Source organism: Streptomyces sp. NPDC051909 (genome assembly GCF_040681095.1).
Lineage (GTDB): Bacteria > Actinomycetota > Actinomycetes > Streptomycetales > Streptomycetaceae > Streptomyces.
In genome coordinates, this window is sequence record NZ_JBFAYA010000007.1 from 81,605 (window position 1) to 96,030 (window position 14,426).

Annotated in this window: 14 protein-coding genes and 1 riboswitch; of the genes, 7 read left to right on the forward strand and 7 right to left on the reverse strand. The window is 73.8% G+C overall.

From position 1 onward, the window contains the following. Nucleotides 1-188: 188 nt before the first annotated feature. Genes AB0M18_RS13275 through AB0M18_RS13285 form a run of 3 tightly spaced genes read right to left on the reverse strand, consistent with a single transcriptional unit; the run spans nucleotide 189 to nucleotide 3,377 of the window. Complete coding sequence (locus AB0M18_RS13275; protein ID WP_365757143.1) at nucleotides 189-1,265, reverse strand: prenyltransferase; 1,077 nt, start codon at nucleotides 1,263-1,265, stop codon at nucleotides 189-191. Further along, on the reverse strand, nucleotides 1,262-1,996 hold the full coding sequence (locus AB0M18_RS13280) for a class I SAM-dependent methyltransferase (RefSeq protein WP_365757145.1): 735 nt from the start codon (nucleotides 1,994-1,996) through the stop codon (nucleotides 1,262-1,264). Before AB0M18_RS13280 ends, AB0M18_RS13275 begins: the two co-directional genes overlap by 4 nt. Before the next feature lie 49 nt (nucleotides 1,997-2,045). Continuing rightward, nucleotides 2,046-3,377: a glycosyltransferase family 4 protein gene (locus AB0M18_RS13285; RefSeq protein WP_365757147.1), complete on the reverse strand. Its 1,332-nt coding sequence runs from the start codon at nucleotides 3,375-3,377 to the stop codon at nucleotides 2,046-2,048. A gap of 218 nt (nucleotides 3,378-3,595) precedes the next feature. Here AB0M18_RS13285 and AB0M18_RS13290 point away from each other — a divergent pair, with 218 nt between their 5' ends. Further along, complete coding sequence (locus tag AB0M18_RS13290; protein WP_365757149.1) at nucleotides 3,596-4,234, forward strand: TetR family transcriptional regulator; 639 nt, start codon at nucleotides 3,596-3,598, stop codon at nucleotides 4,232-4,234. Between the two features lie 11 nt (nucleotides 4,235-4,245). Here AB0M18_RS13290 and AB0M18_RS13295 read toward each other — a convergent pair whose 3' ends face one another. From AB0M18_RS13295 to AB0M18_RS13310, 4 genes are all read right to left on the reverse strand, one after another. Beyond that, on the reverse strand, nucleotides 4,246-4,785 hold the full coding sequence (locus AB0M18_RS13295) for a hypothetical protein (protein WP_365757151.1): 540 nt from the start codon (nucleotides 4,783-4,785) through the stop codon (nucleotides 4,246-4,248). Between the two features lie 74 nt (nucleotides 4,786-4,859). Then, nucleotides 4,860-5,396 (reverse strand): hypothetical protein, encoded by a 537-nt coding sequence (locus tag AB0M18_RS13300; RefSeq protein WP_365757153.1) that lies wholly within the window; start codon nucleotides 5,394-5,396, stop codon nucleotides 4,860-4,862. A 72-nt stretch (nucleotides 5,397-5,468) separates the two neighbouring features. Further along, nucleotides 5,469-5,702, reverse strand: coding sequence for a ferredoxin (locus AB0M18_RS13305; protein ID WP_365757155.1), 234 nt, complete (start codon nucleotides 5,700-5,702; stop codon nucleotides 5,469-5,471). After that, a complete protein-coding gene (locus AB0M18_RS13310; protein WP_365757157.1) occupies nucleotides 5,702-7,162 on the reverse strand; it encodes an aldehyde dehydrogenase in 1,461 nt (486 codons plus the stop codon). Before AB0M18_RS13310 ends, AB0M18_RS13305 begins: the two co-directional genes overlap by 1 nt. A gap of 182 nt (nucleotides 7,163-7,344) precedes the next feature. Here AB0M18_RS13310 and AB0M18_RS13315 point away from each other — a divergent pair, with 182 nt between their 5' ends. The 6 genes from AB0M18_RS13315 to AB0M18_RS13340 all read left to right on the forward strand — a co-directional run bounded on the left by AB0M18_RS13315 (nucleotide 7,345) and on the right by AB0M18_RS13340 (nucleotide 14,420). Continuing rightward, nucleotides 7,345-8,445 carry an MBL fold metallo-hydrolase gene (locus AB0M18_RS13315; RefSeq protein ID WP_365757159.1) on the forward strand — a complete coding sequence of 367 codons (1,101 nt, stop codon included), beginning with the start codon at nucleotides 7,345-7,347 and terminating at the stop codon, nucleotides 8,443-8,445. An 82-nt stretch (nucleotides 8,446-8,527) separates the two neighbouring features. Continuing rightward, nucleotides 8,528-8,602: riboswitch (cobalamin riboswitch) on the forward strand. Between the two features lie 98 nt (nucleotides 8,603-8,700). Further along, nucleotides 8,701-9,957 carry a prenyltransferase/squalene oxidase repeat-containing protein gene (locus AB0M18_RS13320; protein WP_365757620.1) on the forward strand — a complete coding sequence of 419 codons (1,257 nt, stop codon included), beginning with the start codon at nucleotides 8,701-8,703 and terminating at the stop codon, nucleotides 9,955-9,957. Between the two features lie 68 nt (nucleotides 9,958-10,025). Continuing rightward, on the forward strand, nucleotides 10,026-10,685 hold the full coding sequence (locus AB0M18_RS13325) for an SCO2322 family protein (RefSeq protein WP_365757622.1): 660 nt from the start codon (nucleotides 10,026-10,028) through the stop codon (nucleotides 10,683-10,685). Next, entirely contained in the window at nucleotides 10,682-11,818 is a 1,137-nt protein-coding gene (locus AB0M18_RS13330; RefSeq protein ID WP_365757161.1) for an energy-coupling factor transporter transmembrane component T, read from the forward strand. Before AB0M18_RS13325 ends, AB0M18_RS13330 begins: the two co-directional genes overlap by 4 nt. Further along, nucleotides 11,815-13,560 (forward strand): ATP-binding cassette domain-containing protein, encoded by a 1,746-nt coding sequence (locus AB0M18_RS13335; protein WP_365757163.1) that lies wholly within the window; start codon nucleotides 11,815-11,817, stop codon nucleotides 13,558-13,560. Before AB0M18_RS13330 ends, AB0M18_RS13335 begins: the two co-directional genes overlap by 4 nt. Then, nucleotides 13,557-14,420, forward strand: coding sequence for an ECF transporter S component (locus AB0M18_RS13340; RefSeq protein ID WP_365757165.1), 864 nt, complete (start codon nucleotides 13,557-13,559; stop codon nucleotides 14,418-14,420). The genes AB0M18_RS13335 and AB0M18_RS13340 overlap by 4 nt, the downstream gene beginning before the upstream one ends. The last annotated feature ends 6 nt before the right edge of the window (nucleotides 14,421-14,426 follow it).

Here is a 14,426-nt window from a genome sequence, read left to right on the forward strand (position 1 = left end):
CTCCCCGTCTCCCTCCACATCTCCGCAGGTCAGAGGCGTGGGACGTCCCTCCGCGTCCCTGGGACGGCGGTGCCTCTGGCCCCGGCCAGGACTCCGCTCGGACAGTGGATCACCGGCCCGGGACGGTTCCGGGCGGGGAGGTTCGAGAGGTCGATGGTCAGACACTCTTACGTGCATGACACAAGCGATCACGCGCAGCAGTCGGGCTCCAGGCCCCGCGGCAGCCGCTCGCCGCCGAAGACCGCGACCGTCGCCTCCTCGCCGCCGAGCGCCGCCACCGCGAGCAGCAGCGAACCGGCGGTCCACGTCGTCTGCTCCTCCGGCCAGACCGCCCGGTTGCCCTCGAAGACGTAACCCGTCCAGTAGTTGCCGTTCTCCGCCCGCAGGTGCCCGATGGAGGTGAGGATGTCCAGGGCCCGGTCGGACTCCCCCATCGCCCAGAGGGTGAGGGCGAGTTCGCAGCTCTCGCCGCCGGTCACCCAGGGGTTGGGCAGCACGCAGCGCACGCCGAGGCCGGGCACCACGAAGGCGTCCCAGTGCTCGTCGATACGGGCCTTCGCCGCCGCGCCGGTGACCGCGCCGCCGAGCACCGGGTAGTACCAGTCCATCGAGTAGCGGGACTTGTCGAGGAAGCGCTCCGGATGACTGCGGATGGCGTGGCCGAGCGCACCGGCCGCCAACTCCCAGTCCGGCTGCGGCTCTTCGCGTTCCTCGGCGATGGCGAGGGCGCAGCGCAGCGCCTGGTGGATCGACGAACTGCCGGTGAGCAGCGCGTCGTCGACCGGTGTGCCGTCGGCCTCGCGCTTCCAGCCGATCTGCCCGCCCGGCTGCTGGAGCCCGAGGACGAACTCGACGGCCGCGTAGACCGCCGGCCACATGCGGTCGAGGAAGGCGTCGTCGCCGGTCGTCAGGTAGTGGTGCCAGACGCCGACGGCGATGTACGCGACGAAGTTGGACTCGCGGCCGCGGTCGGTGACGTCGTCCGGGTCGCCGTCCCGGTAGGCGGCGTACCAGGAGCCGTCGGCGTTCTGGTGCCGGGCCAGCCACTCGTACGCCCGCCGCGCGGCCTCGTGCTCGCCGGCGGTGTCCAGGGCCATGGCCGCCTCGGTGTGGTCCCACGGGTCCAGGTGGTGCCCGCGGAACCACGGTATGGCGCCGTCCTCGCGCTGTACGGCGAGGATGCCGGCGACGGTCGCGGCGGCCTGCTCGGCGCTGAGGACACCGGGGAGCACCAGGTGCTCCGCGATCCGCTCGGGAGAGGTCACTTGACCGCGTCCGCGGGGAGGTGGGGCTTGGTCGCGTAGGCCACGAAGCTCTTGCCGACGACCGGGTTGAGCAGCTGCTCGGCGACCCGGGTCACGGCGGGCTTCTTCATGATGTCCCAGACCAGGAGCTTGTGGTACGCGCGGACCGGCAGGGCCTTGTCGTTGTCGACTCCGAAGGCGCACTTGAGCCACCAGTACGGGGCGTGCAGCGCGTGGGCGTGGTGGGTGCCGTACGGCTTGAGGCCGGCCTGGCGGATCTTGGCGAGGAGCTCGTCCGCCTTGTAGATGCGGATGTGGCCGCCCTCGACCTCGTGGTACTCGTCGGAGAGCGCCCAGCAGACCTTCTCGGGGCCGTAGCGCGGGACGGTGATCGCGATCCGCCCGCCGGGCTTGAGGACCCGGACCATCTCGGCGAGCACGCCCTTGTCGTCCGGGATGTGCTCCATGACCTCGGAGATGATCACGACGTCGAAGGACTCGTCGGGGAAGGGCAGGTTGAGCGCGTCGCCCTCCATGGCGGTGGCGGACGCCCCGGCCGGGGCCTCGCCGGCCTCCTTCATGGCGGCGAACCACTTGGCGACCTCGCGGATCTCCTCGCCGTTCTGGTCGAGGGCGACGACCTGGGCGCCGCGCCGGTAGCACTCGAAGGCGTGCCGGCCCCCGCCGCAGCCCAGGTCGAGCACGCGGTCGCCGGGGGCGAGCGGGAAGCGGGTGAAGTCGACGGTCAGCACGGCGTCTGCCTTTCAGGGGCTGCTACGGGGGCGTGGGGGGCGCGGTCGTTCAGGAGCGGGTGGCCGCGGCGCGGGTGCGGGGTGCGGCGGCGATCGCCTCGCGGTAGAGCTCGGCGGTGCCCTGGGCGGCGCGCGCCCAGGTGAACCGGTCAAGCACCCTGGCGCGCCCCGCGGCACCCAGCCGTACCCGCAGGTCCTCGTCGCCGAGCACCCGGCCGAGCGCCGCGGCCAGCGCGCCCGCGTCGCCCGTCGGCACGGCGAGGCAGGTCTCGCCGTCGGGTCCGGCGACCTCGGGGATGGCTCCGCCGGTGGTGGCGACGAGCGGGGTGCCGGTGGCCATGCCCTCGGCGGCGGGCAGCGAGAAGCCCTCGTAGAGGGAGGGGACGCAGGCGACCTGGGCGGAGCGGTAGAGGTCGACGAGCTCGGCGTCGCTGATGCCCTTGACGAAGCGGACGGCGCCGTCGAGGCCGTAGCGCTCGATGGCCTGGGCGACCGGCCCGTCCTCGGCGCGCCTGCCGACGACGACCAGGTGCGCGTCGGGCTGCTCGGTGCGGAGCTTGGCGAGCGCCTCGATGAGGTACACCAGGCCCTTGAGGGGGACGTCGGCGCTGGAGGTGGTGACGATGCGGCCGCGGACCTCGGCGACGGACGGGTCCGGGGACCACAGGTCGGTGTCGGCGCCGATGTGCACGACCTTGATGCGGTCCTCGCGGACGCCGAGGTGCTCGACGATCTCCTGGCGCGAGGTGCCGGAGACGGTCAGCACGGAGGGCAGCCGGCGGGCGACCCGCTTCTGCATGCGGGTGAAGGCGTACCAGCGGCGGACGGAGGCGCGGCGCTTCCAGTCGGCGGCGGCGTCGAGTTCGAGCTGCCGGTCGACGGTGATGGGGTGGTGGATCGTGGTGACCAGCGGGGCGCCGAGCGCGCGGGGGCCGCCGAGGAGTCCGTACCCGAGGGTCTGGTTGTCGTGGACGACGTCGAAGGCGCCGCGGCGGGCGGCGAGCATGCGCCGGGCGCGGAGCGAGAAGGTCAGCGGCTCGGGGAAGCCGCCGGTCCACATGGTGCCGACCTCCAGGGCGTCGATCCAGTCCCGGTACTCCTCGCGCTTCGGCGTGCGGAAGGGGTCGGGCTGGCGGTAGAGGTCGAGGCTGGCGATCTCGGTGAGCGGGACGCCCTCGTCCAGGGTGGGGTACGGCTGGGAGCCGATGACCTCCACGCTGTGGCCGAGGCGGGCGAGCTCGCGGGAGAGGTGGCGGACGTAGACGCCCTGGCCGCCACAGAAGGGATTCCCCTTGTACGTGAGGAGAGCGATCCGCAACGGACCGTCACCGCCCGGGCCGGCACCCTGTCGGGGGCTTGCCTCTATGGCCTCCGCGGTCAACTGGGACCCCCTTCGAGCGTGCTTTTCGCGGGAGCGTAACCGCCCGCGCTAATCTAGAACAAGTTACAGACTTGATCGTTCTCGATCCTTCGAGGAGCACAGAATCTACCGGCAGGTAGCTCCGTGGTGAGATCCGGAACAGGTGATTCGCGCCACGGCGGCCGCACGGCCATACTGTCGCTCCCCCACCGAACGGAAGCCGCACGGAACGGGACCTCATGAGCGTGGAAGACAGACCTGCGTCGCCGCCCCTGACCGAACGCCAGGAGGCCCGTCGCCGACGCATCCTGGGCGCCAGTGCGCAGCTGGCCGGGCGGGGCGGCTTCGACGCCGTACAGATGCGGGAGGTCGCGGAGGCGGCCGGAGTGGCCCTCGGCACGCTCTACCGCTACTTCCCGTCCAAGATCCATCTGCTTGTCGCCACCATGCAGGACCAGCTCCAGCACATGCACACGACCCTGCGCAAGCGCCCGCCGGCCGGCGACGACGCGGCGCAGCGGGTGGCCGAGACGCTGATGCGGGCCTTCCGGGCGCTGCAGCGCGAGCCGCAGCTCGCCGACGCCATGGTGCGGGCGCTGACCTTCGCGGACCGCAGCGTGAGCCCCGAGGTGGACACGGTCTCGCGGCTGACCACCGCGATCATCCTGGACGCGATGGGGACCGAGCACCCGACGCCGGAGCAGCTGTCGGCGGTGCGGGTGATCGAGCACACCTGGCACTCGGCGCTGATCACCTGGCTGTCGGGACGGGCGTCGATCGCACAGGTGAAGATCGACATCGAGACGGTCTGCCGGCTGATCGACCTGACCGCGCCCGCGGCCGGGCCCGCGAAGGGGCCGGCGCGCGGGCGCGGCTGAGAGCGGCGGGTTCAGGAGGTCTTCGGCGGGCCCGCGGACTTGAGCGCCTCGGCACAGGCGGGCTTGGCGTCGGTCGCGATGAACATGACCAGCTTGAGCGCGCCCATGTTGTGCGCCTTCAGCATCCACGTGCCCTTGTCGAGGCTCTTGATGGTGGTGCCGGCCTGGTCGATGCTCTGGCCGGTCCGCCAGCCCTCCTTGCCGAGGGCGGCGACCGTCTCGTCGTAGGACTTCTTCGGGTCGGCGGCCTTCTTGCCGTCGGCGTTCCACACGACCATGCACTGCTCGGTGCCGGGCGGCACCTGGTCCGCGGTGCTGTCCTGCTGGAGGCCGGCGCCGGTCGCGGCGGTCTCGATCTCCTGCTTCACGTCGTCCGCCGACAGCGCCTCGCCGCCGTCCGAGCCCGAACCGCCGGCCGCCCCGGCGGACGCCGAGCCCGCCGAGGACGACGAGCCGCCCGAACCGCCCTTGTCCGACCCGCCGTTGCTCCCGCAGCCCGCGACCAGCAGCAACACACCGGCAGCCGCGGCCACCATCTTCGCCTTGCGCACAATTCTCCCAAACGCGTGCGGACGAAGGCTTCTTGCCCCCGTGTTCAAGGCAGTAGTTTTGCATAAGGGAAGCCCTACCTATCGGTTCTCACCTGGACGCAGGTGTCCTCCCCGGCCGCGAGGTTGATGTACCCGGGCTCCGGGATGCCTCGGAACTCCGCCACCAGGGTCCAGCCGCGGTTCTTGAACACCTGCCGGACCTCGCCGACCGCTCCGTCCGCGTCCTTGCGCTCCCTCCGCTCGCCCGCCTGCTGCCAGCCGCGCTCGCGGAGTTCGTCCACCGTCGCATCGAAGCGACCGAGGTCGAGCGGCTCGTCGTCCGTGCCGTAGCCCCGGTACCTGACCACGCACGCCGCCGGCGAACCGGCCCGAGCGTGCCTCCGCTCCAACTCGGCCACGTCCGGGTCCATGGGCGGTGCCCCGGCGTCCTTGGCCGTGGCGTCGAGCTCCGCCCGCATCCCGTCCTTGGTGAACGGCCTGGTGTCGGCGGGCGATGCCGAGGCCGGGGCGCCGGCCTTGGTGTCGCCCGTGCCGCAGCCCGCCGCGCCGAGCAGCACGACCGTCACGGTCGCGGCGGCCACCGCGGCGCGCCCTGTCACAGTCCCCTTCACAGACGATCCCCTCCCTGGTCACGGGGGGCCGAGCGCCCCTCGTGATCGAGGGAGGAGTGTTCCACGGCTCCGCTACTCCTCGGGAGGGAATATCGGCTCCCCGCCGTCCGCGAGGGTGATCGTGATCGCCTCCACCGGGCAGCCCTCCGCCGCCGCCAGGACCTTCTCGTTCGCGTCCGACTCGGGCTCGCGCGGGTGGGACTGGCGGGCGGTGTCGAGGCGGAAGCCGTCCGGGGCGTGGTTGACGCACATACCGGAACCGATGCAGACGCCGCGGTCGACCTCCACGTGCCAGCGGTCGCCCATCACGCCTCCCCGTACCCGGCCGGGAGGTGGATCATCTTGTGCTCCAGGTACTCGGACAGGCCCTCGGGGCCGAACTCCCGTCCCAGGCCGCTGTTCTTGTAGCCGCCGAAGGGGCCGAGCATGTCGAGGCTGAAGGTGTTGACGTTGAAGGTGCCGGTGCGGACCTTGCGGGCGAAGTCGATGCCGTGCTCGACGTCGCCGGTCCAGACGCTGCCGGACAGGCCGAAGTCGGAGTCGTTCGCGATCCGCAGCGCCTCGTCCTCGTCCCCGTACGGGAGAAGGCAGATGACCGGCCCGAAGATCTCCTCGCGGGCGATCCGCATCGAGTTGTCGACGCCGCCGAAGAGCGTCGGCTCCACGTACCAGCCGCGCTCCAGACCGGCCGGGCGGCCGCCGCCGGTGAGCACCTTGGCGCCCTCGGCCTGGCCGATGCCGATGTAGTCGAGGGAGCGCCGCTGCTGGCGCCGGGCGACCAGCGGGCCGACCTGGGTGGCCGGGTCGAGCGGGTCGCCGACGACGAGCGCGCCGGCCGCCGCGGCGAGGGCCTCGGCGATCTCCTCGTAGCGGGAGCGGGGGGCGAGGATGCGGGTCTGGGCCACGCAGGCCTGCCCGTTGTTCATCCAGGCGGCCGGGACGATGCCGGCGACGGCCGCCGCCAGGTCGGCGTCCGGCAGGACGACGGCGGCGGACTTGCCGCCGAGTTCGAGGGTGACCCGGGTGAGGTTGCGGGACGCGACCTCCATCACGCGCTTACCGGCCGCGACCGAGCCGGTGAAGGAGACCTTGTCGACGCCGGGGTGCCCGACCAGGTACTCGCTGACCTCGCGGTCCGCGGGGAGGATGGACAGGACCCCCGCCGGGAGCCCGGCATCGGCCGCGATCTCGCCGAGGATGTACGAGTCGAGCGGCGACTCCGGCGAGGGCTTGAGGACCACGGTGCAGCCGGCGAGCAGCGCGGGCCCGAGCTTGGCGGCGGCGGTGAACTGCGGCACGTTCCACGGCACGACGGCCGCGACCACCCCGACCGGTTCGCGCCGTACGAGCAGCGGCCCGAGGACGCCGGGGCGCCGCTCCTCGTACGCGTACTGCCGCGCGACCGTGATCGCGGAGTCCCACACCATCATCGCGCCGAGCGCCTGGGCGAGGACGGACCAGGAGTAGGGCGAGCCGTTCTGCGCGCTGATGGAGCGGGCGATCTCCTCGTGGCGGACGGCGATGGCGTCCTTGATCCGCGAGACGACCTCGATCCGCTCCTCCAGGGTCGTACGCGGCCACGGCCCCTCGTCGAAGGCCCGCCGCGCGGCGGCGACGGCCCGGTCGACATCGGCCTCGGAGGCGTGCGGGACGCGTCCGACGACCTCCTCGGTGTGCGGGGAGATCACCTCGATGACGTCGCTGCCGAGCGGGTCGGTCAACTCGCCGCCGATGAACAGTTTTCCGTGCTCCACAAGCTCGGTCATGACCGACTGCCTCCCTGGGGGCCGCACGCCGACTCCGGAATCTGACTGTGTTTCAGAACTGATACCAGTTCTAGTTCTGCTTGACCAGACTCGAGACCCGGGACTGGCTGACGGGACGTCAGCTCTCGTTATAGTGGCCTCGGTCAACCAAGCTCCGTACCGTCGTGGAGAGATGAGGCCCCATGACCGAGCCCGAGCCGGAATCCGAGCCACAGCCCCAGTCCCAGTCCGAGCCGCAGTCCGGCGAGCAGGTGCTCGCCCACGGCGGGGGCGTCTGGTCCCTGCGGGTGCCCATCCCCGACAACCCCCTCGGGCACACCCTGGTGCACGTCGTCGACACCGACCGCGGACCCGTGCTCGTCGACACCGGGTGGGACGACCCCGCGTCCTGGGCCGAGCTCACCACCGGGCTCGGCACGCTCGGGCTCTCCCCCGCCGACGTGCACGGGGTGGTCGTCACCCACCACCACCCCGACCACCACGGCCTGTCCGGCGCGGTGCGCGAGGCGTCCGGCGCCTGGATCGCCATGCACGCCGCCGACATCGCCGTCGTCCGCCGCACCCGCGAGTCCGAGCCCGGCACCTGGCTCGACTACCTGGCCCGCAAGCTCACCGCCGTCGGCGCCCCCGAGGAGCATCTCGCGCCGCTGCGCGCCGCCCGCGCCGCCCGCGGGCGGATGCGCACCCTCCCCGGGCTGCGGTCCGCGCTGCCCGACCGGGAGATCGTCCCCGGCGAACTGCTCGACCTGGCCGGACGCCGGCTCCGCGCCGTGTGGACACCCGGCCACACCCCCGGCCATGTCTGCCTCCATCTGGAGGAGGACCACCCCGCGGGCCTGCCGGGCCACGGCCGGCTCTTCTCCGGCGACCACCTCCTCCCCGGGATCAGCCCGCACATCGGCCTGTACGAGGACCCCGACGACGCCACCGCGACCGACCCGCTCGGCGACTACCTCGACTCCCTCGAACGCATCGGCCGGCTCGGCGTCGCCGAGGTCCTCCCGGCCCATCAGCACGCCTTCGCCGACGCCGCCGGCCGGGTCCGCGAACTCCTCGACCACCACGAGGAACGTCTCACCGGCCTGCTCACCCTCCTCGCCACGCCCCTCACCCCCTGGCAGCTCGCCGAGCGCATGGAGTGGAACCGCCCCTGGGACCGCATCCCGTACGGCTCCCGCAACATCGCCGTCAGCGAGGCCGAGGCGCACGTCCGGCGCCTGGTGAAGCTCGGCCGGGCGGAGGCGGTGCCGGGGACGGACCCGGTGGAGTACGTAGCCGTGTGACGCACGGCGGCGGTGTGACGTACGGCTCCGGGAGCGGGAAGCGCCCGGCCGGTAAAGTGGGCGGTCGTCGTCATGCCCGTACAGGGGGAAGCCGGTGGGAATCCGGCACTGACCCGCAGCCGTGAGCCGCCGTCCCAGGCGGTGAGTCGGAACGCCCGGTACGGGACGTGAGCGCCGGCACCGTCGAGGAATACGGCGCCGGAGGCTGGCCCCCCGGGGTGCCGGTGTCCGGTGCCCGCAGGAGAGGGACACATGATCAGCGTTCGCCGCGCCGCCGCCGCACTCGCGGCCGGTGCCGTGCTCAGCACCACCGCCGCCGGAGTGGCCGCCGCCGCGCCCTCGCCCACCCCCTCCCCCGTCAAGATCCCGGCCGGGCTGTACGGCACGACCGACCCCACCTACGACGGCGTCTGGCGCCAGTCGCTGGCCTTCCTCGCCCAGCGCAGCTCCGGCATCCAGCCCGCCGACCAGTCCGTCGACTGGCTGCTGGGCCAGCAGTGCGCGAACGGCGCCTTCGCCTCGTACCGCCCCGATCCGGCCAAGGCCTGCGACGCCACGACCATGCTGGACAGCAACGCCACCGCCGTCGCCGTACAGGCGCTCGGCGCCGTCGAGCGCCAGTCGGCCGACCCGGCCGAGGTCGCCAAGGTCGCGCGGGCGGGCGCGGCCTGGCTCAAGAGCGTGCAGAACGAGGACGGCGGCTGGAGCTTCACCCCCGGCGGCCCCAGCGACGCCAACTCCACCGCGATCGTCGTCAACGCGCTCGTCGTCACCGGTGCACAGCCCGCGAACGTGAAGTCCGCGGCCGGCAAGAACCCGTACGACGCGCTGCTCACCTTCGCCCTCCCCTGCACCGCGAAGGACGGCGGCGCGGGAGCCTTCGCCTACCAGCCCGACAAGACCGGCAAGCTCCTCGCGAACGCCGACGCGACGGCCGCCGCGACCCTCGCCGGCCTCGGCAAGGGCATCACCGCGCGCGGCGCGCAGCCCGAGCAGCAGCCGACCTGCACCGACCTGCCGAAGCCGACCGCCGAGCGGGCCGCCCTCAACGGCGCCTCCTACCTCGCCGCGCAGCTCGCCGGGACCGGCCACCTGAACACCCCGCCGATGCCCGGCGCCGCGGCCGGGACCGCCGAGCTGCCCGACTACGGCAACACCGCCGACGCCGTCGTGGCGCTCGCCGCCGCCGGGGCGAAGAAGGAGGCCACCGGCTCCCTCGCCTGGCTGGAGAAGAACGCCGCGGCCTGGGCCAAGGGCGCCGGCCCCGCCGCCTACGCCCAGCTGGTCTTCGCCGCGCACGCGATGGACACGGATCCGCGCAGCTTCGGCAGCACCGACCTCCTGGAGCAGCTGAACGCCACCGGCCCCGCCCCGAAGGCGCCCGACAACTCGAAGGCGTCCGCGGGCGCCGCCGAGGACGAGGGCGGCTTCGACCTGTGGTGGATCATCGGCATCGGCATGGTGGTCGGCGTCGGCATCGGCTTCCTGCTCAGCGGCCGCAACAAGAAGTGAGGACGGACGCCGTGAGCAGCGGAAGCGGGCGGGTCCGGACCGGGCTCGTCGCGGGGGTCGGCGCCGCGATCGTGGCGGCGGCCGCCGCCGTCCCGGCCCAGGCCGCCGGGTCCGGCTACCGCTACTGGTCCTTCTGGGAGAACCAGGGCACGAACTGGACGTACGCCACCCAGGGCCCGGCGACCGCCCGGCCCGCCGACGGCGACACGGTCGGCTTCCGCTTCGCCGTCAGCCGTGACGCCTCCGACGCGACCCGCCCCTCCGCCGTCCCCGACTTCACCCGGATCTGCGCGGGCGTCGAGCCGAAGGCCGGTACGAAGCGGATCGCCGTCGTCATCGACTTCGGCCGCCCCGTGGACGCCCCGGCCGGCGAGCAGCCGCCGGCCCCGGCGCTGCGCACCGACTGCCCGCAGGTACGGGAGGACGCCACCGCGGCGGAGGCGCTGGCGGCCGTCGCCAAGCCGCTGCGCTACGACGCGAACGCGATGCTGTGCGGCATCTCCGGGTACCCGGAGCAGGGCTGCGGCGAGCAGGTCGCGCTGCCGGAGGAGCAGCCGACCGGCTCCGCCCAGCCGACCGGCTCTGCCGCGCCGCAGGCGACCGGGGCGCCGCGGGCGGGCGGCACCGAGGACTCCGGCGGCCCGTCCGTGGGTCTCGTCGCGGGCGGCGCCGCGGTGCTGCTGCTCGGCGCGGCGGGTGTCTGGCAGGCCCGCCGCCGGCGCGGATGACCCCGGCGGGATCCCCGGGAAGCGGCCTCGTCGCGCGCCTGCGCGCGCCGATCGCCGACCGGGCGAACGCACTGCACCCCGGTGCCTGGTGGCTCTGGGCGCTCGGCCTCGCCGTCGCTGCCTCCCGCACCACCAATCCGCTGCTGCTCGGAATGATCGTCGGCGTCGCGGGTTACGTGGTGGCCGCGCGCCGCACCGACGCGCCGTGGTCCCGCTCGTACGGCGCGTTCGTGAAGCTGGGTCTGGCGGTCGTCGGCATCCGGGTCCTCTTCTCCCTGCTCCTGGGATCGCCGATCCCCGGCACGTACGAGCTGTTCACGCTGCCCGAGGTGCCGCTCCCGGACTGGGCGCAGGGCATCCGGATCGGCGGCCGGGTGACCGCCGAGCAGCTGGTGTTCGCGCTGTACGAGGGGCTGAAGCTGGCGGTCCTGCTGATCTGCGTGGGCGCGGCGAACGCACTGGCCAACCCGTCGCGGCTGCTCAAGTCGCTGCCGGGGGCGCTGTACGAGGTCGGGGTCGCCGTGGTCGTCGCGATGACCTTCGCGCCGAACCTGGTCGCGGACGTGGTGCGGCTGCGCACGGCCCGTCGGCTGCGCGGGCGGCCCACCGGCGGGGTGCGGGCGCTGCTCCAGATCGGCCTGCCGGTGCTCGAGGGCGCCCTCGAACGGTCGGTGGCGGTGGCGGCGTCGATGGACGCGCGGGGGTACGGGCGTACGGCGAGCGTGCCTGCGGCGGTGCGGCGCACCACCGACGTCCTCACCCTGGGCGGGCTGCTCGGGGTGTGCGCCGGATCGTACGGCCTGCTGGCCGCGCAGGGCGCGGGTTACGGCCTGCCGCTGCTGGTGGCGGGCCTCGCCGCGGCGGTCGCGGGCCTGCGGCTCGGCGGCCGGCGCACCGTCCGCACCCGCTACCGGCCGGACCGGTGGGGCGCACGGGCGTGGCTGGTCGCGGGCTCGGGCGTCGCGGTGGCCGCCCTGGTGATCTGGACGGGCGCGGCGGTGCCCGGGGCGATGCGCCCCGGGGTCGTACCGCTGGAGGCGCCCGAGCTGCCGGTGTGGCCGGCGCTGTCTGTGCTGGTGGGCCTGCTGCCCGCCTTCGTGGCCCCGGTGCCGGAGGAGAGTGCGCGTCCGTGATCCGTTTCGAGAACGTCTCGGTGACGTACGACGGCGAGTCCGCGCCCACGCTCAAGGACCTGGACCTGACGGTGCCCGAGGGCGAGCTGGTGCTCCTCGTCGGCCCGTCGGGCGTCGGCAAGTCCACCCTGCTCGGGGCGGTGTCCGGCCTCGTCCCGCACTTCACGGGCGGCACGCTGCGGGGCCGGGTGACGGTCGGCGGGCGCGACACGCGCACGCATCCGCCGCGTGAGCTGGCGGACGTGGTGGGCACGGTGGGCCAGGACCCACTGGCCCACTTCGTCACCGACACGGTCGAGGACGAGCTCGCCTACGGCATGGAGTCCCTGGGCCTGGCCCCGTCGGTGATGCGGCGCCGCGTCGAGGAGACGCTGGATCTGCTGGGCCTCGCGGAGCTCCGCGACCGGCCGATCGCCACCCTGTCCGGCGGCCAGCAGCAGCGCGTCGCCATCGGCTCCGTCCTCACCCCGCACCCCAAGGTCCTCGTCCTCGACGAACCGACCTCGGCCCTCGACCCCTCGGCGGCGGAGGACGTCCTCGCGGTCCTCCAGCGCCTGGTCCACGACCTGGGCACGACGGTCCTCCTGGCGGAGCACCGCCTGGAGCGCGTGGTCCAGTACGCGGACCGCGTGCTGCTCCTTCCGGAGGGCGTCATGGGCCCGCCCGCGGAGATGATGGCCGCCTCCGCCATCCACCCGCCGGTCGTCGCCCTCGGCCGCGCGGCGGGCTGGTCGCCGCTGCCGCTGACGGTCCGGGACGCGCGGAGGGTGGCGGGGCCGCTGAAGGAGCGGCTTGCGGGTCGGGTGCCGGGTGCGCCTGGAAATCCAGCCCCGCCGGCGTTTGAGGCGCGGGGGTCCGGGGGCAGCGCCCCCTCACGCGGCGGAGCCGCATATGTCACAGCCGGGATGGGGCGGGGTGGGGGAATCTCCCTGTTCAAGCGGCGCCGCACCGAACCCGCACCGGCCACCCCCACCGACCCGGCCCCCACCCCCCTCGTCGACATCCGCCGTCTCGCCGTCCGCCGCGCCCGCGTCGACGCCCTCCGCCACGTCACCCTCCAGGTCGCCGCCGGCGAGACCGTCGCGCTCATGGGGCGCAACGGCGCCGGGAAGTCGACCCTGCTCGGGACGCTCGTGGGGACGATCACGCCCGTCTCCGGGACCGTGCGGGTCGCGGGACTGACCCCGCACGCCACGGACCCGCGCCGGCTGATCCGCCATGTCGGGCTCGTACCGCAGGAGCCGCGGGATCTGCTGTACGCGGACACCGTCGCCGCCGAGTGCGCGGCCGCGGACGCCGACGCGGGCGCGGCGCCCGGGAGCTGCCGGGAGCTGGTGTCGGAGCTGTTGCCGGGGGTCGCGGACGAGACGCACCCGCGGGACCTGTCCGAGGGCCAGCGGCTCGCCCTCGCGCTCGCCGTCGTGCTGACCGCGCGCCCGCCCCTGCTCCTCCTCGACGAGCCGACCCGCGGTCTGGACTACGCGGCGAAGGCGCGCCTGGTGCACCGGCTGCGGGCGCTCGCCGCCGAGGGGCACGCGATCGTCCTTGCCACGCACGACGTGGAGCTGGCGGCGGAGCTGGCGCACCGGGTGGTGATCGTGGCGGGCGGCGAGGTGGTCGCGGACGGGCCGACGGCCGAGGTCGTGGTGTCGTCGCCGGCGTTCTCGCCGCAGGTCGCGAAGGTGCTCGCGCCGGAGCCGTGGCTCACGGTCGAGCAGGTCGAGGAGGCGCTGCGCGCATGACGTCCCGCCCCATCCGGCTCGGGCCCCGCTCGGTCGCCGCCCTCCTCCTGGTCTCGTTCGTGGGTCTCGTCGGCATCGGCTGGCCGCTGTTCGCCGACGCGGGCTCGGCCGTCACCGACCACGCCGCGGACGCCCCCTGGCTCTTCGCCCTCGTCCTGCCCCTCCTCATCGCGGTCGTCGTGGCCACGATCGCCGACTGCGGCATGGACGCGAAGGCCGTGGCGATGCTGGGGGTGCTCGCCGCCGTCGGGGCGGCGCTGCGGCCGATCGGAGCGGGGACCGCCGGTCTGGAGCCGATGTTCTTCCTGATGGTGCTGAGCGGCCGGGTCCTCGGCCCGGGCTTCGGCTTCGTCCTCGGCGCGGTGACGATGTTCGCGTCCGCCCTGCTCACGGGCGGTGTCGGGCCCTGGATGCCGACGCAGATGCTGGCGATGGGCTGGTTCGCGATGGGCGCGGGCCTGCTGCCGGGCCCGGACCGGCTGCGGGGGCGGCGTGAGCTGGTGCTGCTCGCCGCGTACGGCTTCGTGGCGGCCTTCGCGTACGGCACGGTCACGAATCTGTACGGGTGGGTGACCGTCGGCGGCATGGACCAGGCCGTCTCCTTCCAGCCGGGCGAGCCGGTGCAGGAGAACCTGGTGCGCTTCCTGGCGTACGTGATCGCCACCTCCCTCGGCTGGGACCTCGGCCGGGCCGTGCTCACCGTCGTCCTCACGATGACGGTCGGCGGCGCCCTCCTCCGGGCCCTGCGGCGGGCCACGCGGCGCGCGAACTTCGAGGCCCAGGTCACATTCGAGGGCCCCGGAACGGGCCCCCGGGGTGAGGCGCCTCATAGGACCCAGGTCACGTACGAGGTGGAATAGTAGGCC